15 protein-coding genes, 2 tRNA genes and 1 pseudogene are annotated in these 22523 nt (G+C 73.1%); 7 read left to right on the top strand and 11 right to left on the bottom strand.

Translation table 11 applies throughout. The features are described 5' to 3' along the window. Positions 1-343 precede the first annotated feature (343 nt). Positions 344-1432: an LLM class flavin-dependent oxidoreductase gene (locus ACZ5WK_RS28820; RefSeq protein ID WP_465551539.1), complete on the top strand. Its 1089-nt coding sequence runs from the start codon at positions 344-346 to the stop codon at positions 1430-1432. Between the two features lie 143 nt (positions 1433-1575). On the opposite strand, the gene ACZ5WK_RS28815 is transcribed toward ACZ5WK_RS28820, so the two are convergent. Both ACZ5WK_RS28815 and ACZ5WK_RS28810 read right to left on the bottom strand, forming a co-directional pair. Then, entirely contained in the window at positions 1576-3885 is a 2310-nt protein-coding gene (locus tag ACZ5WK_RS28815) for a putative bifunctional diguanylate cyclase/phosphodiesterase (RefSeq protein ID WP_465551537.1), read from the bottom strand. A gap of 546 nt (positions 3886-4431) precedes the next feature. Further along, complete coding sequence (locus ACZ5WK_RS28810) at positions 4432-4857, bottom strand: OsmC family protein (RefSeq protein WP_465551535.1); 426 nt, start codon at positions 4855-4857, stop codon at positions 4432-4434. Between the two features lie 292 nt (positions 4858-5149). Between ACZ5WK_RS28810 and ACZ5WK_RS28805 the strand changes: the two genes are divergently transcribed. Beyond that, a complete protein-coding gene (locus tag ACZ5WK_RS28805; RefSeq protein ID WP_465551533.1) occupies positions 5150-5512 on the top strand; it encodes a chorismate mutase in 363 nt (120 codons plus the stop codon). Positions 5513-6098: 586 nt separating this feature from the next. Continuing rightward, positions 6099-6707: a signal peptidase I gene (gene lepB / locus ACZ5WK_RS28800; protein WP_396322658.1), complete on the top strand. Its 609-nt coding sequence runs from the start codon at positions 6099-6101 to the stop codon at positions 6705-6707. Here lepB and ACZ5WK_RS28795 read toward each other — a convergent pair. From ACZ5WK_RS28795 to ACZ5WK_RS28785, 3 genes are all read right to left on the bottom strand, one after another. Next, positions 6670-7842 carry an EamA family transporter gene (locus ACZ5WK_RS28795; protein ID WP_465551585.1) on the bottom strand — a complete coding sequence of 391 codons (1173 nt, stop codon included), beginning with the start codon at positions 7840-7842 and terminating at the stop codon, positions 6670-6672. The two genes, lepB and ACZ5WK_RS28795, sit on opposite strands and share 38 nt — an antisense overlap. A 207-nt stretch (positions 7843-8049) precedes the next feature. After that, positions 8050-10539 (bottom strand): transglycosylase domain-containing protein, encoded by a 2490-nt coding sequence (locus ACZ5WK_RS28790; protein WP_465551531.1) that lies wholly within the window; start codon positions 10537-10539, stop codon positions 8050-8052. A 254-nt stretch (positions 10540-10793) separates the two neighbouring features. Further along, a tRNA-Lys gene (locus tag ACZ5WK_RS28785) sits at positions 10794-10867 on the bottom strand. Between the two features lie 136 nt (positions 10868-11003). Between ACZ5WK_RS28785 and ACZ5WK_RS28780 the strand changes: the two genes are divergently transcribed. Next, positions 11004-11243, top strand: a complete 240-nt coding sequence (locus tag ACZ5WK_RS28780) for a hypothetical protein (RefSeq protein WP_465551529.1) — start codon at positions 11004-11006, stop codon at positions 11241-11243. Then, positions 11240-12163: an alpha/beta fold hydrolase gene (locus tag ACZ5WK_RS28775; RefSeq protein WP_465551527.1), complete on the top strand. Its 924-nt coding sequence runs from the start codon at positions 11240-11242 to the stop codon at positions 12161-12163. The genes ACZ5WK_RS28780 and ACZ5WK_RS28775 overlap by 4 nt, the downstream gene beginning before the upstream one ends. Positions 12164-12333: 170 nt before the next feature. On the opposite strand, the gene ACZ5WK_RS28770 is transcribed toward ACZ5WK_RS28775, so the two are convergent. From ACZ5WK_RS28770 to ACZ5WK_RS28750, 5 genes are all read right to left on the bottom strand, one after another. After that, on the bottom strand, positions 12334-12990 hold the full coding sequence (locus ACZ5WK_RS28770) for a GOLPH3/VPS74 family protein (RefSeq protein ID WP_465551525.1): 657 nt from the start codon (positions 12988-12990) through the stop codon (positions 12334-12336). Between the two features lie 114 nt (positions 12991-13104). Next, positions 13105-13178: transfer RNA gene (locus ACZ5WK_RS28765), tRNA-Lys, on the bottom strand. A 247-nt stretch (positions 13179-13425) separates the two neighbouring features. Continuing rightward, positions 13426-15606: a dipeptide ABC transporter ATP-binding protein gene (locus tag ACZ5WK_RS28760; protein WP_465551523.1), complete on the bottom strand. Its 2181-nt coding sequence runs from the start codon at positions 15604-15606 to the stop codon at positions 13426-13428. Then, entirely contained in the window at positions 15603-16571 is a 969-nt protein-coding gene (locus ACZ5WK_RS28755; protein WP_465551521.1) for an ABC transporter permease, read from the bottom strand. The genes ACZ5WK_RS28760 and ACZ5WK_RS28755 overlap by 4 nt, the downstream gene beginning before the upstream one ends. Positions 16572-16587: 16 nt before the next feature. Continuing rightward, positions 16588-17571 (bottom strand): ABC transporter permease, encoded by a 984-nt coding sequence (locus tag ACZ5WK_RS28750; protein WP_465551519.1) that lies wholly within the window; start codon positions 17569-17571, stop codon positions 16588-16590. 314 nt (positions 17572-17885) lie between these two features. Here ACZ5WK_RS28750 and ACZ5WK_RS28745 point away from each other — a divergent pair, with 314 nt between their 5' ends. Further along, on the top strand, positions 17886-19592 hold the full coding sequence (locus ACZ5WK_RS28745) for an ABC transporter family substrate-binding protein (protein WP_465551517.1): 1707 nt from the start codon (positions 17886-17888) through the stop codon (positions 19590-19592). Between the two features lie 528 nt (positions 19593-20120). Beyond that, entirely contained in the window at positions 20121-21329 is a 1209-nt protein-coding gene (locus ACZ5WK_RS28740) for a low temperature requirement protein A (RefSeq protein ID WP_465551515.1), read from the top strand. A gap of 239 nt (positions 21330-21568) precedes the next feature. Here the strand turns inward: ACZ5WK_RS28740 and ACZ5WK_RS28735 are convergent. Further along, positions 21569-22441 (bottom strand): annotated as a pseudogene (locus tag ACZ5WK_RS28735) (LysR family transcriptional regulator); the annotation flags it as partial. Between the last annotated feature and the right edge of the window lie 82 nt (positions 22442-22523).

Here is a 22523-nt window from a genome sequence, read left to right as displayed (position 1 = left end):
CACACGTGTCCGTCTGCTGGCTGTGAGTCAGCCGAACGGTCGGTAGGCAGGCTGTCGCTCGCCGGTCGTGCAGCGGCACGGCTCGCGCCGGTCCGTCGCGTGGCGACATGGCCCGCGCCGGGCCGCGGCGACGGAGACCGGGCTCCGGGGGCCGGGAACACCCGGACCGGTGGCGTGGTTGACGTCCGTCGGCAGCAGCGACCGCCGGCCAAGGACGCGGTCGTTCGCAGCCGAAAAGACGGTCATCAAGACGGCCGGAGAGACGGCCGGAGAGATGGCCTCGAGGTCGGCCGTCACGACGGCCACAGGAGCGGCCGCCAGGGCGGCCAGAAGGGCGGACGGCATGACCACCGACGACCAGCAGGAGCGCGGGCCCGAGCCGCAGACCGGCGCGGCGATCCGTGGCACCGTCCGCGGCACGGCCCCCGCGCCGCTCTCCATCCTGGACCTGGCCACCGTCGGCGTCGGCTACACCCCGTCCGAGGCACTGGCTGCGACCACGACCCTGGCCCGCAGTGCGGAGGAATGGGGCTACCACCGCTTCTGGGTCGCCGAGCACCACGGCATGCCCGGCGTCGCCAGCTCCACCCCGGCGGTCCTGCTGGCTCACCTCGGGGCCCACACCACGTCGCTCCGGCTCGGCTCGGGCGGGGTGATGCTGCCCAACCACGCCCCACTGGCGATCGCCGAGCAGTTCGGCCTGCTGGAGGCGCTGCACCCCGGCCGTATCGACCTCGGGCTCGGCCGCGCGCCCGGCACCGACCCGGCCACCGCCCGGGCCCTGCGCCGAGGCCTGGCCGAGGGCGCCGACGACTTCCCCCAGCAGCTGGCCGAGCTGACCCACTTCCTGGACGGTGACTTCCCGGCCGGCCACTCCTATGCACGGCTCACGGCCGTTCCGAAGGGCGACGGGCGTCCGCCCGTCTGGCTGCTCGGTTCGTCCGGCTTCAGTGCCCAGCTGGCCGGGCGGCTCGGCCTTCCGTTCGCCTTCGCGCACCACTTCAGCAGCGCCAACACCATCCCGGCCCTCGACCTCTACCGCTCGTCGTTCTGTGCCTCGGCCGTGCTCGACGAGCCGTACGCGCTGATCGGGGTGAGCGCGGTCGCGGCCGACGACGAGGCCTCCGCCCGCAGGCTGGCCCGCTCGGCGGCGCTCGGGATGCTCCGGCTGCGGCGCGGAAATCCGGGGCCGATCCCCACACCGGAGGAGGCCGAGGCCTACCCGTACAGCCCGGTGGAGGCGGACTTCGTCGACGACTGGCTGGGCAATGTCGTCCTGGGCTCGCCCGGAGAGGTGGCCGACGGCCTGGAGGCGCTGCGCAAGCGGACCGGGGTGGACGAGCTGATGGTCACCTCGCACATCCACGGCCATGAGGCCCGCTACCGCTCGTACGGGCTGATCGCCCAGGCCTACGGGCTGACCGGGGAGTAGCGGCGGCCTGGGCGTAGCGGACCAGGCAGTTCGGTCCGCCCTACGCCCGGTCCTCCCTGCCCCCGCTCCGCCCCTACGCCCGGACCGGCAGCACAGTCGGCGGAGCCCGGCGGGCGATCGCTCCTGCTCGGGCGCCCTACCGCTCAGGCGCCGCCGGGCGCTCCGTCCACCTCCGGGCGGCTCTCCCGCAGTATGGCCGCGACGAGTTCGGCCTCGCCTGGCCTGGCGAAGTACCAGCCCTGGGCGGTGTCGCAGCCGGTCAGCCGCAGCCGTTCGGCCTGGGCCGCGCTCTCGATCCCCTCGGCGGTGACGGTCAGGCCGAGGGTGTGCGCCAGCTGCACCATCGCGCCGACGATCTGCTCGTCGGCGTCGCTCCGGCGGGAGCTGAACGCGGGGAGTTCCGGCCGGCCGGCGGGGGCCGGGTCACGGAATCCCTCGATGAAGGTGCCGTCCAGCTTCAGGACGTGCACCGGCAGCCGGGAGAGGTACGCCAGGTTGGAGTAGCCGGTGCCGAAGTCGTCGATCGCGATCCGGACGCCCATGTCGGCGAGGGCCTGCAGAGCCTGCAGCGGTCGCCCTCCGGGGCCCAGCAACGCGCTCTCGGTGATCTCCAGCTGCAGCAGCCGGGCCGGCAGGCCGGTGCTGTCGAGCGCCTGGGCCACGTCGGCGACCACGTCCGAGTCCCAGATCTGGCGGGCGGCCAGGTTGACGCTCACGAAGGTCTCGGTGTCGGGGAACTCGGTGAGCCAGCGGTGCGCCTGACGGCAGGACTCCTCCAGGACCCACTTGCCGAGCGGCACGATCGCGCCGGACTCCTCGGCGAGCGGGATGAAGCGGTCGGGGGAGAGCGTCCCGTAGCGGGGGTGACGCCAGCGGACCAGGGCCTCCGCGCCGTGCACCGCCCCGTCGGCGAGGCCGACGAGGGGCTGGTACTCGATGGTGAACTCGCCGCGTTCCAGAGCCGGGCGGAGTGCGGTCGTGAGCAGCTGGCGGGTCAGCTGGTGGGCGCCCCGGTCCGGGTCGTAGAGGGTCCAGCGGGCCCGGCCGTCCGCCTTGGACCAGTAGAGGGTGGCGTCGGCGTCCTTGACCAGGTCGGTCGGTGTGGTCTCGTGCACGGAGCGTTCGACGACGCCGACGCTGGCGGTCACCACCAGCCGGTGTCCGGCCACGTCGAAGGGGCGCTCCAGCGCTTCGAGGATCCGGGCGGCCAGCTCGGTCAGCTGGTCGCTGCCCCGGCTGTCGGTCACCAGGACGGCGAACTCGTCGCCGCCCATCCGCGCCACCAGGTGGGCGCTGCGTTCGGAGAACCCGCGGCGCAGCCGGGTGGCGACGGCGATCAGCAACTGGTCGCCGATGTGGTGTCCGAGGGTCTCGTTGATCGCGGCGAAGCCGTCGAGGTCCAGATAGCAGACGCCCACCCGGCGGCCGTCCGCCGCGGTGGTACCCGCTCCGGCTGAACCCGCTCCGGATGCACCCGCCGCCGGAGTACCCGCCCCCGCGTCCGCCGCCCCGGAGTCCCCGCGAGGGTCCGCCCCCGCGCCCGGGCCGTCAATCGCACCCAGGCCGCCCACCGTGCCCCCGCTCTTGGCCACCGGGCCGGCCGTCACCGAGAGGCAGGCGGCGTCGAGCCGTTCGAAGAAGAACGTCCGGTTGGGAAGCCTGGTCAGCGGGTCGTGCAGGGCCTGGTACTCCAGGCGGTCGCCGAGCCGGCGCTGCTCGGTGATGTCCTCGACCATCGCGAGGGTGTAGAGCGGACTGCCCGAGCCGTCCCGGATCAGGGAGATGGTCACCTTGCTCCAGACCGTGCGGCCCTCGCGGTGCCTGAGCTGCTTCTCGACACGGAGCCGTTCGCGTTCGCCGCGGACCAGCGCGGGGAAGAGCCGGTCCGGCATGCCCTCCGGGTCGATGACCTCACGGATGGGGGTGCGGACCAGTTCGCCGACCCCGCAGCCGATCAGGGCGGCGAAGGCGGGGTTGACCTCGATGATCCGGTCCTCGGGGTCGATCAGGGCCATGCCGATGCCGGCGTCGCAGAAGGCGGCGCGGAACCGGGACTCGCTCGCGCTCAGTGCGGCCAGCAGCCGGTCGGGCCCTCCGGGTGGCAGGTCCACCACGTCGGCGGGCCGGTGCGTGCCACTGGCGAGCGGGGCCGAGCAGGTCGGGCAAAGGACGATGTCGGCGCCGTCCGCGCCACCCGCACGCTCCGTGTCCCGGGGGCCGGCGTCGGCGCCGGGCGGAGCCTTCGGCAGTACCGGAGAAGGGCCGCCGTTCGCGGTGTCGACGGCGCTTCCGCGAATGTCGTCCAGAGCAGTGCCGACGGCCGCGCCGTTGGTCGGACTGTCGTTGCCGGAGCCGCCGTTGGTCGGAGTGCCGTTGGTCGGACTGTCGTTGCCGGAGCCGCCGTTGGTCGGAATGTCGTTGACGGAGCCGCCCTTGCCGGAACCGCCGTTCACGGGGCCGAAGTCGGTGGGCCCGCCACTGGTCGCGCTGCCGGCGGCGCTGTCGTCGGCGGGCCGGAGGATCGGAGACCGGAGGCGGCGGTGGTGTTGCGGTTCCTCGTGCCGCACGCCTGGGTGGTGTGCGTCGGCCCCCTCGTTCTGGCCCGGCACGGCATGCTCCCGTCCGCTGCTGACGCTTGACGCTGGTCCGGCCGGTCACCCGGAACTGCGGCGGCCGGCTCCCGCACTCTGTCGAGGTCCTCGCAGTCCGGTGCGGAGCGCTCGCGGAGGAGCGCTCGGGCGGGGATCCGCGTGAAGAACAGGGCGTTGCGGCCGATCATAGGACGCGGCGGCAACGCGCGGTAACCGCCGCCAGGGTGATTCGCCCGCTTTCCGATTATGTGTGGCGGTACATGCGGACGCCCCTGGTGCACATCACATGATGTGCACCAGGGGCGTGTGCTCCACAGTGCGCCCCAGGGCGCTTGTCGAGCGCCGGAACGCGCCGTCCGGCCGGGCCGCAACGCTCCGTGGTCGCGGTCCCGCCGAATCGTCGGAGGGTCAGGCCAGCTTGGCCGTGAGGGTGATGGTCGTTCCGGTGAGGGCCTGGCTGACCGGGCAGTTCGCCTTGGCGTCCTCGGCGGCCTTCACGAAGCCGGCCTCGTCCAGGCCGGGCACCTCGCCGATGACGGTCAGGTGGATGCCGGTGATGCCGGTGCCCGGCTGGAAGGTGACATCGGCCTGGGTGTCGAGCTTGGTGGGCGGGTTGCCCGCGCCGGCCAGGCCGTGCGAGAGGGCCATCGAGAAGCACGCGGAGTGAGCGGCCGCGATGAGCTCCTCCGGGCTGGTCTTGCCGTTCGGCTCCTCGGCCCGGGCCGGCCAGGAGACCGGGTACTCGCCGATGCCGGACGAGGCGAAGGTCACCTGGCCCTTGCCGTCGAGCAGGTTGCCTTCCCAAGCGGTGCGTGCGGTGCGCGTGGTTGCCACGATCGGTACCTCCATCACTGAGGAACTGCTGAGTCGTCACTTCCGGTCATGCCGCGCACCAGACTACGGGCAGGCCGGGGGCGGATCACAGGAAGCGCCCGGAGGTGCCGTGGCGGGAAACCGGCAGGCTCGGGGCCGGAGGCGACCGCTGGTCCAGGCGCTGTCCGGATCGTGGACGGATACGCCAAATGGTGCGGATCCGGACCGGGTGCCCTGTTAGATTTGCCCGGGCCTGATCCCCGGCCTCGGACGGCCGGGTGCCCACCAACCAGAGAGCCGCGGAGCCGCCCCGATGACGGATCACCCCACGACCCCCGATGCCGGACTGCCCAAGGGGATCGACGATGCCGTACGGGCCGAGCTGACCAGCCTGCGCGAGAGCATCGACAACATCGACGCCGCGGTGGTCCACATGCTGGCCGAGCGGTTCAAGGCGACCCAGCGGGTCGGTCGGCTCAAGGCCGAGCACAAGCTGCCCCCGGCCGACCCGGCGCGGGAACGGGACCAGATCAAGCGCCTGCGGGAGCTGGCTGCCGGGGCGCACCTGGACCCGGTGTTCGCGGAGAAGTTCCTCAACTTCATCATCGCCGAGGTCATTCGGCACCACGAGAAGATCGCCAGCGATGCGGTGACCGGCCAGAACGTCGCCGGCTGACGAACCCGCCCCGGCGCCCCCAGGGCGCCTCCAGGCCGCCCGGGGCTTCAGAGCCTTCAGGGTCATTCAGAGGCATTCAGGGCTATTCTCGGGCCTTCCGGGTCGTTCCCGGGCCTTCCCGGCCTTACAGAGGGTTCCCGTGCCTTCGGGGGGATTCCGGGCCTTCCCGGGCATCGGCGGCTACCCTCGAGATCGTCTCCGGACTCGCCGACCGCAGAGGGTACGGCGGAGGCCCGTAGCCGGGGCGTGATGTCTGGCGCGGGTAAATGCCCGATTTCGCGAGGCTTCGCGGTTGGCGTAGCGTGCAGGTTCCCCCAGCCGGAGAGGTGGAGCAGCGACGATGGCGGTGAACCTGCCCGATACGCACGGCGATGCCGGGACCGGCCAGGCCTGGGCCGCCGGCGCCGGCCACGGTGATCCCGGCGATTCCGATGCGCCCGTCGGCGGCCGTGCCGCGGCGCGGCGGGCGCGCAGCCGGAAGGCGCGCAAGGGCGCGAGGTCATCGAACGGCCCGAAGCCGCCGAGAGGATCGAAGGACCGGCGGTCGGGGCGTCGTCAGCGGCCGTGGTGGATAGAGATCCCCGCGATGGCGGCGGTCGGGCTGGTGGTCGCGCTGCTGATCAAGACCTGCCTGTTCCAGGTGTTCACCATCCCCTCCGGGTCGATGGAGAACACGCTGCGGATCGGCGACCGGGTCGGCGTGAACAAGCTCGCCCCGCTCACCGGCTGGGAACCGAAGCAGGGCGAGCCGGTCGTGTTCAAGGACCCGGGGGACTGGCTGCCGCCGCAGCCGACCGACGGCAACCCGATCTCGCGGGCAGTGGGCTCGGCGCTCAGCTTCGTCGGCCTGGTGCCGCCGAAGGACGACAACTACCTGGTCAAGCGGGTCATCGCGACGGGCGGCCAGACCGTGCAGTGTTCGGGCACCACGCTGACCGTCAACGGAACCAAGGTGGACGAGCCGTACCTCCACCCCGGGGACGACTCCTGCGCGGGGCTGGACTTCGGCCCGGTGACGGTGCCCCAGGGCTACGTCTGGGTGGAGGGCGACCACCGGAGCGACTCCGCCGACTCGCGTTACCACCAGCGCGGCCCGGGCGGCGGCGCCGTGCCGGTGGACAACGTGGTCGGGCCGGTCTCGGCCGTGGTGTGGCCGCTCAACCACCTCGACTGGTTCGGCTGGGTCGGCCACTGACCCCGGGCTCGGCAACGGGCCGGTCCTCGACACCCTGCCCTCCGACGCCGTGCTCTCCGATGCTCTGCCCTGCGACGTCCTGCCCTCCGACGCCCCGCTCCGCGGCAGCACGTGCGAGCCGCTCGCCCAGCGCGGTTGCGCCCGCCGCTGCTCCCGCCTCTCCCGCCGCCGCGCCCGCGTCAGGCATCTTCGCGCCCATCGCCGCGTCCACCTCCGCGGATGCCGTGGCGGGCTTGCTCGCCTGGGCCGCGAAGGCGCCGGCCAGGACGAGCAGGCCGCCGGCCATCTGCGGCACGCCCAGGTGCTCGCCGAGCAGGATCCAGGCCAGGACGGTGGCGACGACCGCCTCCAGGTTGGCCACCACCCCGGCGACCGGGGGCGACAGGTGCTGGACGGCGATCACACCGGTCAGATAGGCGAGCACGGTCGCGATGAGGATCATCCAGGCGGCCGGGATCAGTGCGGGCAGCGAGTGCCCGTTCATGACGACGTCCCCGCCGAGCGGGCCCCAGTCGGCGTTCCACGGGCTGGTGAACGCGGTGAGCACGACGGCGCCGATCAGCAGGCCGAACGCGCTGAGGGCGAGCGGGTCGACGGGGCGGTCGCCCCGGCTTCCGGCGTCGGCCAGGACGAAGTAGCCGACCTGGCAGCATGCCGCCCCGAGGGCGAACAGGACGCCCAGGGCGTCGAAGCTCAGGCCGTTCCAGACTTCCACCACGCAGGCGAGTCCGGCCACGGCGACGCCGGCGCCGATGGCCGAGCCCCGGCTGATCGGCTTGCGCTGGACGAACTTCACATAGCCGATGAGCAGCGGCGGCCCGAGGTATTCGATGAGCAGTGCGACGCCGACCGGGATCCGGGAGATGGCCGCGAAGTAGCAGGCCTGGACACCGGCCACGGCGAGCAGGCCGAAGCCGAGCAGCACGCCGGGCCGCCGGAGCACCGCGTCGCGGTGGCGGTAGGCGAGCGGGAGCAGGACCACGGCGGCGCCGGTCACACGGAGCCAGACCACGTGCAGCGGCGAGAGGCCGGCCTCGATCAGCGGTTTGGCGGCTGTGCCGGAGCCTCCGAAGGAGACGGCGGAGACCAGCGCGAGGGTGAGACCGAGGGTTCTGCCCGAGGATCGGCCGAGCAGGGGCTTTGAGCTGTACACCGACGCATTGTGACAGTCATGCCATCGGTTCGGTAAGGCGCCATTCCGGCATTTGGTCCTGCCCCCAACTGTGCGCAACGGCAGATTTATGGACAACTGCCCACCGCCGCGCAACGGCCGCTCGGCACCCCGACCACCAGCCGTCCGGTACCCCCGGCCAGCCAACCAGCCGACCGACCGGCCGCCCCGCTACTGCCCGGTCCCCGCCAGCACGTTCGCCCCGGCGCCCGAACCCGACCCGCCCGACCCGCCCGACCCGCCCGCGCCGCCCGTGCCGCCCGTCGGCTGGGGCGCGGTGGTCGGGCCGGTGGTCGGCGCGGTGGTCGGGCCGGTCGTCGGCGTCGGCGTCCGGGTGGGCCTGCCGGTCGGCTGGGTGGTCGGCTGAGTGGTCGGCTGGGACGTGGGCGGGGCGGTCGGCTGGGTGGGCGCGGTGCTCGCCCCGCCGCCGGGGCGCGAGCCGCCCTGCCCACCGGACGTCCCCGAGGAGCCGGACGTCCCCGAGCCGCTCGGCGAGGCGCCGGAGTCCGCGCCGCCGTCCGGCGAGGCCGGGGCGGAGGGAGCCCCGGACGGGGTGGAGGAGCTGTCCGAACCGCCCGACGGCGTGTCGCTGCCGCCCGACCAGGAGTCGCCCTTGTCCGAGGGCGAGGGGAAGTCCGTGACCGGCTGGCCCTTCAGCGCGGCCTTCATGTAGCTGGTCCAGATCTGCGCGGGGTACTGGCCGCCCGCCGCGCCGTCGATCCCGCCGGTACCGCTGAGGCTGACCTGGGCGCCGCTGGCGGGGTCCTGGCCGAACAGGGCGACCGAGGTCACCAGCTCGGGGGTGTACCCGACGAACCAGACCGACTTCTGGTCGTCGGTCGTGCCGGTCTTGCCGGCCACCGGGCGGCCGAGGGACTTGGCGCGCCAGCCGGTGCCGCCCGGGTCGCTCACCACGCCCTGGAGCATGGCCGTCACCTCGCGCGCGGTCTCCTCGCCGATCGCCTGGGTGGTCTTGTGGGCCGGTAGCTGGAGCGCCTCGCCCTCGCGGTCCACCGACTGCACCAGCCACGGGGTGATCTGCTTGCCGCCGTTGTCCAGCGTGGCGTACACGCCGGCCATGTCGAGCACGCTCGGGGTGGCGGCGCCGAGCGGGATGGACGGTACCGGGTCGAGGCCGGGGGTGCTGCTGGGCAGTCCGAGCGCGATGCCGGTGTCCCGCACCTTCTGCAGTCCGGTGTCCTGGGCGAGCTGGGCGAACGCCGAGTTCACCGACCAGTCGGTGGCCTGCTGGAGGGTGATCTGGCCGTAGCTCTTGTCGCCCTCGTTCGGCGGTGCGTAGGGGGTGCCCTTCCCGCCGCGGACCTTGCGGCCGCTGGTGCCGTCGTAGACGGTTCGCGGGGTGACGGTCTGGCCGGACTGGGTCTTGGCGTCGTTCTCCAGAGCCGCCGCCAGGGCGATCGCCTTGAAGGTGGAGCCGGCCTGGTAGTCCCGCCTCGTCGCGTTGTCGATGTAGTGCTTGGTGTAGTCGGCCCCGCCGTAGAGGGCGGCCACGGCGCCGGTCTTCGGGTCGACGGAGACGGCGCCGGCCTGGGCGGCCGCGTCCTTCTTCCGCTTGTCCGGGTTGAGGGTGTCGTGCAACTGCACCTGGACGGAGTCCTGGAGGGCCTGCTGGCGCGCCGGGTCGATGCTCAGCTTGATGGTGTAGCCGCCCTTGGCCAGCTCGGACTCGCCGATGATCTGGTTGCTGGTGAGGTACTCGGTCGCGGCGTTGACCAGGTAGCCGGCCTGGCCGGAGAGGCCGAGCTGGGCCTGCGGGTCCCTGACCTCGGGGAAGGTGGTGGCGGTCCGCTCCTCGGCGGAGAGCCAGCCCTCCTTCACCATGCCGTCCAGGACGTAGTTCCAGCGGTTCACCGCGTTCTGCTTGCCCGCCGGGGTCGCGGTGGCGACGTCGTACGCGCTCGGTGCGTTCAGCAGGGCGGCCAGGTAGGCGCCCTGGGCAGGGTCGAGCGCGGACGCGTCGACGCCGAAGTACTGCTGGGCGGCGGCCTGGATGCCGTACGCGCCGCGCCCGTAGTAGGAGGTGTTGAGGTAGCCGGAGAGGACGTCGTCCTTGGACTGGGTGGCATCCACCTTGATCGCTATGAAGAGTTCCTTCACCTTGCGAGTGATGGACTGCTTCTGGCTCAGGTAGGTGTTCTTCACGTACTGCTGGGTGATCGTGGAGCCGCCCTGGGTGCCCTCGCCCTGGGCGGTCTTGACGGCGGCGCGGACCAGGCCGGGCACGTTGACGGCGCCCTCGTGGTAGAAGTTGCGGTCCTCGGCGGCGAGCGCGGCGTGCTGGGCGGCGGGGGAGACCTTGTCGAGGGGGACGTTCTGCCGGTTGGTCTGGCCGGTCCGGGCGATCACCGAGCCGTCCCGGTAGAGCCAGGTGTTGCTCTGGGCGGTCGCGGCGGCGTGCGCGTCCGGCACCTTCACCAGGGTGATGCCCAGGGCGAAGAAGCCGACGCCGAGGAGCAGGGCGGCGGTGAAGCCGAGCAGGGTGAGCCGCCAGGTCGGGATCAGCCGGCGCCAGCCGGTGCGCTTCGGACGGCGGGCCTTCCTGCCGCCGGTCCCGCCACCGTTCGTGCCTCCGGCGCCGCCGTCGGGGCGCTCCGACGAACGCTTCAGGCTCTTCACCGGGCGGAGACGGACGGTCGGCACGCGGCGGCCGCTCCGGGCGTTTCTGGACAAAGCGGCGGCCTTTCCTGCGGGCGGACCGTGCCGGCCTGCACGGCGTGGGACATCGAGGGTCGGGAACCTTTGTCCCATTTCCGGTTTACAGCCCAAAACGCGTCGAACGGGTCGGTTGGCTCCACCGGAGCGGCAAGCGAGACCGACATCACACACAAAACGGACGTCGATGGGCAAAAAAATCGGGGAGCCCCTCGCTGCTGCGAGAGGCTCCCCAATGTCTGTGCGCCGCCAGGGACTCGAACCCCGGACCCGCTGATTAAGAGTCAGCTGCTCTAACCAACTGAGCTAGCGGCGCCTGCTGACTCCGAGAACAATACACGGTCCGCAGGGGTGCCTCGCACCGCCGGGGGCGGTCGAGTGTTCATTGCCGAGCCAGGATGCCCGTTTCCGCCTGGTTGGGGTGGACTTTTCTGCCCGGTTAGGGTGGAAACGTGTCCAGCCCCCGCCCCGGTCGCCGGAACGCTCGGCTCGTCGTCGTCGCCGCTCTTCTGCTGCTCAGCGCGGTGGCGTACACGGCCTGGGCGCTGGAGGTGCTCCTGGTCGCGCTCGGGTCGGCCGTGCCGGCCGCGCGCCTGGTCCGGGCCGGCCAGGAGCGGGCCGGCGAGGAACCGGCCGGGGAAGACCGGGGGGCCGGGCGAGAAGCCCGCAGCGAAGAGGTGGAGCCGCGATGACCAGCCCGGGGGCAGGCTCGGGGGCAGGACCGCGACCGGGCACGGGGGTGGCGGCCGGAGCGGCCTCGGCGGCGATGTTCCTGCGCATCGACGGCACGCCCCTGCACGTCCGGACCGAGGGCAGCGGCCCGGTCTGCCTGCTCACCGGCGGGCTCGGCAGCAGCTGGTTCGACTGGGATCTGGTCGTCCCCTTCCTCACCCCTTACCGCACCGTGGTCCGCTTCGACCGCCCCGGCTACGGGCTGAGCGCGCCGGAGGCCGCCGGCCGGTCCGGCCCGACGCTGGTGGGCGAGGCGGAGCGCATCCGGGGCGTCCTGGACGCGCTCGGGCTCCGCGAGCCGTGCACGGTGGCGGGCCATTCACTGGCGGGGTTCCACGTGGAGGCCTTCGCCCGGCTCCACCCCGAGCGGACGGCCGGGCTGGTCCTGCTGGACGGCAGCGTCGAACCGGATCCGCGGCCGCTTCCGGCGCCGGGGCTGCGTGACCTGGCGGCCCGCACGGTCGCGGGCGCGGCCACGGCCGTCGCGGTGCCGTACCTGATCGGGCCCACCGTGCGGCGGCTGGTCGCCCGGGCGTCCACCGTCCGGCGCGAGGACCTCGCGCCGGCACCGCTGGTCCGGCACTGCTACCGGACCGGGCGGGCCCTGCGCGCCCTGCTCCGGGAGAACGCGGCCTACCTGGACCTGGCCGCCGCGCTTGCCGAACTGCGCGTCTCCGCGCCGCTGCCGGACGAACTGCCGGTCACCGTGCTCGCCGCCGACGACGGGTGCCGGATCCGACGCACCCAGGAGTGGCTGGGCAGCCAGCGGGACCTCGCCGCGCTGCTCGGGGCCGACTTCCGCACCACCGCGCCGGCCGGCCACCTGATGATGTTCGACCGCCCGGACGCGGTGGCCTCGGCGATCCTCGACACGTGCTGAGCCGGGCTGCCCGACGAGGCACCCGGCTGCCCGCCGGTGACGCGCCGACTGCCCGCCGGTGACGCGCCGGCCGTCCCGCGCACCGGGGCACGACCGCCCGCCCGCGTCCCTCCCCGGGGCAGTCGGGGCAGCCCGAAAGCCGGGGCAGCCTGACAGCCCGGGAGCCCGGCTCAGCTCGTGCTGCCCGCCGCGGAGTCCGAGGTGATGACCCGCCGGACCGCCCCGGCGATCGGCAGTTCCTTGGTGAGCCGCCGCACGGCCCGCCGGGTCGGGGCACCCGCCGACCCCGGGTAGAGCCGGCGCTCCAGCCGCGCCGCACCGATCAGCCCGGCCAGCTGCCGGTCCCGCTCGGCCGCCGGTGACTCGTCGCCCTCGTGCGCGAGCGTGGCGGCCACCCGCGCGGAGATCTCCTGCCCCATGGCCGGCCGCGTCGCCGCATGGCGCCGGTAGGGCAGGCCGAGGAAGCGGCGTGTCTCCACCACGAGCAGGCCGTCGGAGGTCAGCCGGTCGAGGAAGGGGGCCGGCCCGGGCTTGCGCGGGACCCGGCGGATCACGAGGTCCAGGCCGAGCCGCTGATCGCGCTTGCCCGCCTTCTCCAGCCGCGCGAGCACGCCGGCCCCGACCTCGTCGTGCGCGCCCAGCGGTTGGAACCCGGTGATCCGCCGCCCCTCGACGGTGATCGCGCCGCTCATCAGCAGCTCTGCGACGACGCCGCCCGCGATCACCCGGTGGAGGGTGGAGTACGGGGTGCGCAGTCGGCCGCGCACCGGATCGGCGCAGAGCAGCAACAGCTCCTCGGGGATCGAGCGCGCGTTCGGCGGAGTCACGGACGGGTACCTCCAACGGTCGGGCGGCGAGCGACACCGCGTACCCCTGGTACCTACCCGCCCGGAAACGCCTCAGGCCGCCCACCGGAGTGGACGGCCTGAGATCTTGCCATGTGCGCCGCCAGGGACTCGAACCCCGGACCCGCTGATTAAGAGTCAGCTGCTCTAACCAACTGAGCTAGCGGCGCCTGCTGACCTGGAGAACATTACACGGGGTCGGCGCGATCCGCCGAATCGCCACCGGCCGGACACGCTCCGTGACCAGGCCGGCGGGCGTTGGCACACCAGGCCCCGAGCCGCCGGCACACAGGGCACAGCCACAGCCACAACTGCAGCCGAGACCGCAGCCCTCGGAGCGGGAAGTCGGCCGGTCCGACTTCCCGCTCACGGCGGTGCCTGCTCCTGCTGCTCCCGGAGGGCCGTGCCGGCGGGCCGCTACTCCGGGAAGTGGCAGGCCGCCCGGTGGTCCACGTCCGGTGCGGGGCCGGTCAGCGGTGGGGCCTCGGTCTCACAGCGGGCTCGTGTCCCGGCGTCGAGCCCGGCGTAGACGGGGCAGCGGGTGCGGAACGGGCAGCCGGTGCGGCGCGCGGTGGGCGAGGGCGGGTCGCCGGGCAGCAGGATGCGGGTGCGGGCCCGTTCGGCGGCCGGGTCCGGGAGGGGGACGGCGGAGAGCAGCGCGCGGGTGTAGGGGTGGCGGGGGTGGTCGAAGACGGCGGAGACCTCGCCCTGTTCGACGGTCCGCCCGAGGTACATCACGCTGACCCGGTCCGCGAGGTGCCGGATCACCGAGAGGTCGTGCGAGACGAAGAGGTAGGAGAGGCCCAGCTCCGCCTTGAGGGACTGGAGCAGGTTGAGCACGCCGGCCTGGATGGAGACGTCCAGCGCGGAGACCGGTTCGTCGAGGACCAGCAGTTTGGGCCGGACGGCGAGCGCGCGGGCGATCGATATCCGCTGCCGCTGCCCGCCGGAGAACTGGTGCGGGTAGCGGACGGCGTGCGCCGGGTCGAGGCCGACCTGCCGCAGCAGTTCGGGCACCCGGCGGGCGATCTCCTCGCGGGCGGCGCGCTGGGCGCGCAGCGGTTCGGCGACGATGTCGCCGACGGGCATCCGCGGGTCGAGGCTGGCCATCGGGTCCTGGAAGACGATCTGCAGCTCGGCCCGGAGCCGGTGGGCGTCGGCCCGGGAGAGTGCGGCGGTGTCCTGCCCGAGCAGTTCGATCCGGCCGGACTCGGGGGCGGCGAGCCGCAGCAGCTCGAACAGCGTCGTGGACTTGCCGGAGCCGGACTCGCCGACCAGGCCGAGGGTCTCGCCCTGCCGGATGTCCAGCTCGACGCCGTCCACGGCGTAGACCTCGCCGATCCGGCGCTTGAAGACGGTGCCCTTGAGCAGCGGGAACGTCTTGGTGAGGCCGGTGACGGAGAGCACCGGCAGGCGCTCCTCCCGGGCGGCACCCACACCGGCAGTGCCCCCCGCTGAAGCCGGCGGCACCACCGGCACGGGGTACACCTCGGCCGGCGCCGGCCGCCGCTCGGCCAGCTCCCCGGCCCGGACGCACGCCGCCAGATGATCGCCGGCGCCCGCAACGCCGGAGCCCTCGACCCCGGGGCCCTCAACGCCGGAGCCCCCGTCGAGTCGGCCCCCGCCCCCGCCCCGGCCCCCGTCCGGGCCGCCGAGCCCGGGCTCCGCCGTCCGGCACCGGTCCTCGACCAGCGGGCAGCGGGCGGCGAACGGGCAGCCGGCCGGCAGCTCGGCCATCGGCGCGGGCGTGCCGGGGATCGGCACGAGCGGCCCGCCGCGGGCGTCCAGCCGTGGCACCGCGCCGATCAGCCCGAGCGTGTACGGGTGGCGGGGCGCGGCGAACAGCTCGTCCACGCCGGCCGTCTCCACCACCCGGCCCGCGTACATCACCGCGACCCGGTCGGCCATTCCGGCGATGACGCCGAGGTCGTGGCTGACCAGGACGAGCGCGGCGCCGGTCTCCCGCTGGGCGGTGCGCAGCACGTCGAGCACCTGGGCCTGGATGGTGACGTCCAGCGCGGTGGTGGGCTCGTCGGCGAGCAGGATGTCGGGGTCGTTGGCGATGGCCATGGCGATCATCGCGCGCTGGCGCATGCCGCCGGAGAACTCGTGCGGGAAGCTGTCCAGCGCGCGGTCGGGCGCCGGGATGCCGACGAGGTCGAGGAGTTCGGCGGCCCGCCTGCGCGCGGCCGGCTTGTCGAGGCGCTGGTGGATCCGCAGGGCCTCGACGATCTGGTCGCCGATGCGGTAGACGGGGGTGAAGGCGGAGAGCGGGTCCTGGAAGACCATGGCGACCCGGCGGCCGCGGAGGGCGGCGAGTTCGCGGCCGGGCAGGCCGATCAGCTCCTTGCCGTCCAGCCGGACGGAGCCGTGGACGGTCGCCGTGCCGGGCAGCAGGCCGAGGACGGCCAGCGCGGTGACGGACTTGCCGGAGCCCGACTCGCCGACGATGCCCAGGGTCTCGCCGCGCCGCAGGGTGAGCTCGACGCCGCGGACGGCGGGGACGGCGGTGCCGCGCGGCCCGGCGAAGTCGACCCGCAGGTCGCGGACGTGCAGCAGCGGGGCCGCGGGCAGCGGGGTTTCGACGGTGGTGGTCACGTGCGGTTCCGCTCTTTCCGGAAACGGGGGCGGCGGCGAGGGGCCCGGGCCGCCTCGGCGGTGGGGTCGAGGGCGTCGCGCAGCCCGTCCCCGATCAGGTTGACGGCCAGCACGAAGAGCACCAGCAGCCCGGCGGCGAAGTAGAACAGCCAGGGGAAGGTCGGGGCGTCGAAGGTGCCGGCGGCGAGCAGGGTGCCGAGCGAGACGTCGGGGGCCTTCACACCGAAGCCGAAGTAGGAGAGCGCGGTCTCGCTCATCACGGCGCCGCCGACGGCGATGGTGGCGTCGATGATGAGGAAGGAGGCGACGTTCGGCAGGATGTGCCGGGTGATGATCCGCAGCGGTCGCACGCCCATGAACTGCGCGGCCCGGACGAACTCGCGTTCCCGCAGGGAGATGGTCATCGAGCGGACCACCCGGGCGGTGATCATCCAGTTGAAGAGGGCGAGCAGCAGCACGAAGGCGATCCAGCCGGCGCCTTTGAGCCGGGGCGAGATGATGGTGATGATCAGGAAGCTGGGGAAGACCAGCATGAGGTCCACCACGAACATCAGCACCCGGTCGGTCCAGCCGCCGAAGTAGCCGGCGCAGGCGCCGAACAGGGATGCCAGCACGGTCGAGAAGAGCGCCACCAGCAGGCCGATGACCAGCGACTTCTGCAGGCCGCGGACAGTCTGCGCGAAGACGTCCTGGCCGACCCCGTTGGTGCCGAACCAGTGGGTGCCGGAGGGGGGTTGGCGCAGCGCGTTGTAGTCCGGGGCGGCGTAGTCCCAGGGCGTGAGGTACTGGCCGCCGAAGGCGAGGGCGAACAGCAGCAGGACGATGACGGTGCCGGCCACCGCCCAGCGGGCGGCGAGCAGCCGGGCGAGGACGATCCGGCCCCGGCCGGCCACGGCGGGGGCGGGCCCGGGAGCGGCGGCGGGGTCGGGGGTGGGCGCGGAGGACTCCGCGACGACGGCGGTCACAGCAGGTCTCCTCCGGTCATGACCGCACACGCGGGTCGAGGGCGGCGTGCAGGGTGTCGGCGAGGAAGCCGGAGGCGAGCACCACGACGGCGGCGAACAGGTTGACGGCGACGACCGCGTTGACGTCCTGTTCGTTGATGGACTGGATGAACCACTCGCCCATGCCGTGCCAGCCGAAGATGGTCTCGGTGAAGGCGGCGCCGGTGAAGATGCCGAGGAAGCTGTAGGCGAACATCGTCGACATGGGGATCACCGCCGTCCGCAGCCCGTGTTTGAGCAGGGCGCGGTTGCGGGTGAGGCCCTTGGCCTCGGCGGTGCGCAGGTAGTCGGAGCCGAGCACGTCGAGCATGGTGCCGCGCTGGTAGCGGCTGTAGGTGGCGAGGCCGCCGAGCGCCAGCGAGAGGGTGGGCAGCAGCAGGTGCAGCGCCCAGTCGCCGAGGTGGGTGCCGAGGCCGCCGGTCAGGCCGGGGGTCTCGTAGCCGGTGAACGGGACGACCTCGTGGCCCGCGACGTCCTTGGCGGCGATGGCGCCGTTCTTGAGGAAGAGCGCCACCAGGAAGACCGGGGTGGAGAGCAGGAGGAAGGAGAAGGCGGTGAGCAGCCGGTCCGATATCCGGTACTGGCGCACCGCGCTCCAGGCTCCGGCGGCGACGCCCAGGGCCATGCCGAGCAGGCTGCCGATCAGCAGCAGTCGCAGGGAGACCCAGATCCGGCGGCGGAAGTCGTCCATCACGGGGGTGTCGTGGATGGTGCGGCCGAGGTCGCCGTGGAGCAGCAGGCCGCCCGCCCAGTGGCCGAACCGTTCGACGACCGGTGTGTGGTCGTTCAGGTTGAGGTCGGTGAGCTGCCGCTCGACCGAGGCGGTGGACGGCCGCGGCACCTTGGCCTCGAAGTAGGTGCGCGGCTGGAGGGCGGCGGCGGAGAGCGCGTACGCCAGGAACACGGCGGCGATCAGCAGTACCGCGTAGTAGCTGAGCCGCTTCGCCAGGTAGCGGAGCATCAGCGGCCGCCCGGGGTGGGGGCGGGGCCGACGCGTCTGATGGGCATCGGTGGGTGGCCTTCGGTCGGTGGCCCTGTTCGAGCCGTGAGGGAAAGGTGCAGGTCACGAGTGTGGCACCGGTGCACGGCCGCGGTATTGCGGCAGTGTTGCGGCCTGTTTCGTTTGGATCAGAGGTGAACTCCTCCCCCTGGTACTCGTCCTGATCCGCTGTTACGTTCGGTCCGCCGGCACCGACTTGGCTGCCCACGCTCAAGCCTCGCCACACCTTGCGACGCCCGACTCTCACAACCAGTCATTTCACGGGGGGACCCCTCATGGACGCTTCCAGCACATCCGCCCGCGGCTTCGGCCGGGCCGCCGCGCTCGCTCTCGCCGTGGCGCTCGCGGCCACCGCGTGCACCTCGGGCGGCGGAGGGTCGGCCGACGGCGTGGCCAAGAGCGAGCCCCCCAAGCAGGGTTCGATCGACATCAACGCCAAGTCGCCGGACCAGCTGCGGGACGGCGGCGAGGTCCGGCTCCCGCTGTACCAGTGGATCACCCAGTGGAACCCGTTCCAGGTGGACGGCCGCTACGGCGACGGCGTCGAGATCATGAGAGCGCTGGAGCCGAACCTCTTCACCACCGACGAGTCCGGCACGTTCAAGCCGGTCACCGACTACCTGCTGGAGGCCAAGGTCACCTCGACCTCCCCGCAGGTGATCACCTACAAGCTCAACCCGAAGGCCAAGTGGTCGGACGGCAAGCCGCTCGGCTACCTGGACTTCAAGGCGGACTGGGAGGCCAGCAACGGCAAGAAGGACGGCTACAACATCGCCGACTCCGCCGGCTACGAGCTGATCTCCGGCGTCGAGCAGGGCGCCGACGCGAGCGAGGTCAAGGTGACCTTCTCGGAGCCGTACGCGGACTGGCAGAACCTGTTCCGCCCGCTGGTCCCGGCGGCCGGGATCGGCACCGCGGACGACTTCAACAAGGGCTGGATCGACAAGATCCCGATCACGGCCGGGGCGCTGAAGATCGGCACGATGGACAAGACGGCGCAGACCATCACGCTCGTCCCGGACCAGGCCTGGTGGGGGGCGAAGGCCAAGACCGACAAGATCACCTTCCGGGTGATGTCGCAGTCGGCGACCACGCAGGCGTTCCTCAACAACGAGATCGACCTCGCCACGGCGGGCACCGCGACGGCGTACGGGCAGCTCAAGGACGCCAAGGACACCGTGATCCGGTCCGCCAGCCCGTGGGACGAGGTGCACCTCTCGTTCGGCGGCGGCGGTGCAGTGGCGGACCAGAAGGTGCGCCAGGCGCTCGGCAAGGCGCTGGACCGCTCCGCGCTGATCAAGATCGCCAACAACGGCGTGCCGGTGGAGTTCAAGCCGCTCGGCAACCACATCCTCATGCCCAACCAGGCCGGCTACCAGGACAACTCCGGCGAGTGGGCCAGGTTCGACCTGGCCGCCGCCAAGAAGGCGCTGGACGAGGCGGGTTGGAAGGAGGCCGGCAGCGGCCAGCCGCGCACCAAGGACGGCCAGCCGCTGACCCTGCACTTCGTCATCAACGACGCGACCCCGCAGGCCCAGCTCGACCTCGCCACCGCCGCCCAGGCGATGTGGCTGGCGGCGGGCGTGAAGGTCGAACTCGACAAGGTCCCGTCCAACGACTTCTTCACCAAGTACGTGAACACGGGCAAGTTCGACATCGCGAGCTGGCGCAACACCGACTCGTTCCCGCTCTCCAGCAGTCTGCTCAACTTCCGGCTGCCGCAGGGCGACAACGTCTTCGGCAACTACTCCAAGCTCGGTACGCCCGAGATCGACGAGCTGCTCAAGAAGGCGGCCGGCACGGTCGACCCGGTGGAGGCCGCCAAGCTCTACAACCAGGCGGACGCCAGGATCTGGGAGCTCGGCCACACCGTCGAGCTGTACCAGCGGCCGACCGTGGTGGCGGTCCGCAAGGGGCTGGCCAACTACGGTGCGTTCGGCCTGGCCGGCGCCGACTACGCCAAGGTGGGCTGGGAGAAGTAGCCACCGCGTCCGCCTCGGCGGGCCCCGGGGTGGCGGGGGCGGCACGGCAGGCGCTGGCGAGCAGCGCGGTGATCACGAGGCCGGTGGTGCGGACACGGGGAGGACGGCTCTGCCGCCCCGCTCTCCTGCCACCGGCCTTGACCTTCCGCGATGCCCGCAGGCCACCCGTGTCGTGGGGTCCCCTCCGGACCCGCCCGCTTCCAACCGGGGAAGAATCTAGCGGGGTGATCCGGGCCGCCGTGCCGTACACGGCGGGCGCGCCGGAAACCCGTCGAGCTGTCACCCGGTTCGCGCACCCCGGCGTCAACTCTGGCTGACGGCACGGCAAATCGGACCAAACCGGGCATGCGGGCGGCTCCCGGGAGGGGCTCCGCCACGGCCGGGGCGGCACGCCGGCGGCGGCCCCGCAGGCCACCGGCGCGGGCCCCGCCGTACGGGCCGCGCCGGTGCGTGCGCCCGGCCCGGGCCGCTGCCAGGATGCGGCGGGACGGCGCAGCCCGCCCGTCCCGGAGCCCGGAGACCCCGCCCATGACCAGCGAATCCGCCGCAGCCCACCGCCCGCACGCCGTCGACCGGCACCCGCTGCGCCGGATGGTCCCGCGCAGCCGGGACGAGCCGCACCGGGTCGCCACCCCGCTGGAGCTCTTCTTCGACCTCTGCTTCGTCGTCGCGGTCGGCCAGGCGGGCCGGGAGCTCGCCCACGACCTGGCCGACGGCCACTACGGTGACGGCCTGACCGGCTACGTCTTCGCGTTCTTCGCGATCTGGTGGGCCTGGATGAACTTCACCTGGTTCGCCTCCGCGTACGACTGCGACGACGTCCTGTACCGGATCACCACGCTGGTGCAGATCGCCGGCGTCCTGATCCTGGCGGCCGGTGTGCCGAGGATGTTCGCCGACCAGGACCTGGTGCTCTCGGTGGTCGGCTACGTGGTGATGCGCCTCGCCATGGTCACCCAGTGGCTGCGCGCCGCCGCCAGCGAGGAGGGACGGGCGCGCACGGTCGCGTTGCGGTACGCGGCCGGGATCACGGTCTGCCAGATCGCCTGGGTGGTGGTGCTGCTGCTGCCGCACGGCGTCCGGTCGTACGTCATCCCGCTGGGCATCCTGGCCGAGCTGTCCGTGCCGGTGATCGCCGAGCTGCGCACCCAGACCCCCTGGCACCCGCACCACATCGCCGAGCGGTACGGCCTGTTCACGCTGATCGTGCTCGGCGAGACGGTGGCGGCGGCGACCGTCGCCGTGCAGTCGGCCGTGGACGAGCACGAGGGGCTGGGCCGGCTGCTTCCGGTCGCCGCCGGCGGCCTGCTGATCTGTTTCTCGGCCTGGTGGATCTACTTCGCCCGGCCGGTCCACGACCACCTGCGCTCCAACCGGCAGGCGTTCCTCTGGGGGTACGGCCACTACCTGGTGTTCGGCTCGGCGGCGGCGATCGGCGCCGGGCTGGAGGTGGCGGTGGAGTCGGCCGTGCACAAGGCCCACATCTCCCAGGCGGCGGCCACCGCGACGGTGACCGTGCCGACCGCGCTCTACCTGTTCACCGTCTGGCTGCTGCACGCCCGGCACGTCAAGACCGGGGCGGAGCAGGCGCTGCTGCCGGCCGCCTCGGTGGCGGTGCTGGCGTGCACGGCGGCCGGCGACTCCGGTGTCCTGGCGGCGGGTCTGGTGAGCGCGGCCGCGGTGGCGCTGGGCGTGACGCTGCACGCCCGCGCGGCCTCACCGGACCGGGCCGCGTGACCGTCCCGGGCCGGGGTGCCCGAGCGACCGTCCCGGCCGAGCGAGGGCCGGGACCCAGGCGGCTGCCCGTCGCGAGGGTCCCCCTCGGGGGAGTGGCCGAGCAGGTGGTGCAGCGCCTGGTCCTGCCGGGAGAGCCAGGCCCGGTAGGCCGGGTTGACCTGTGCGAGGTCCAGGTAGGCCGCGCGCAGCTCCCCGTACAGCGCGTCCAGTGCGGGCGGGCTGAGCGCGCGGGGCCGCCAGGCGAGCAGTAACCGGACGGCCAGCGGGTCGCCGTGCACCGGCCGGACGACCGTGCCCGGTCCGGCCGCGGAGGTCGGCTGGCAGGGGCGGACGGCCTCGCCGGAGGCGACCAGCTCGGCGGCGGTCGTGTTGTCGCGCACCTGTACCACCCGGGGGTTGAGCCCGGCCTCGGTGAACACCCGGCGCATCGCCGCGTACTCGTGGTCGGCGGTCGGGTCGACCATCCAGGTGTCCTCGGCGAGGTCGGCCAGGTGCACCACCGGACGGGCGGCGGCGGGGTGGCCCGCGGCGAGTGCGACGAACTGCGGCTCCCGGGCCATCAGGACGCGGTGCTCGGCGTCCGGCGGCACCCGCAGCGGGAAGCCCTCGCTCTCGTGCACGAAGGCGACGTCCAGCTGGTCGGCGGCGACCATCCGCAGCAGGGCGTTGGCCGAGATGTCGATGTGGATGGTGGTGTCCGTCTCCGGCAGCCGCTCGTGCACCCGGCGCAGCCAGGCCGCCACCGCCCGGCTGCCGACGCTGCCGATCCGCAGCCGTCGGGCGCGTTCGCTGCCGGCGGCCTCCCGGGCCTCCTGCCGGGCGGCGGCGACCAGGGCGGCCATCTCGGCGATCACCGGCCGGGCCCGGGACAGTACCGAGTGGCCGAGCGCGGTGGGCCGGCTGCCGGTCTGCTCGCGGGTGAACAGCGCACCGCCGACGGTCCGTTCGATGCGGTGCAGCTGGGTGGTGAGGGAGGGCTGGGTCATGCCGAGGTGCAGCGCAGCCTTGCGGAGGCTGCCGGTGTCGGCGATCGCGCACAGCACCCGGAGGTGTCTCACGTCGAGCTCCACATCGGGAGCATAACGGGCGAATGGGTGTGACGCCAGGGACATGACAGGAAGCTGCCCCGTGCCCCGGACCGCCTCGACCCCCGCCTCCCGGGGGAGATTGGCCCGCGCTATCGCCGGTTGACAT

Source organism: Kitasatospora sp. NPDC032757 (assembly GCF_055579305.1).
The sequence above is the reverse complement of the archived record's forward strand: the minus strand, read 5'-3'. Positions and strand labels throughout refer to the sequence as shown.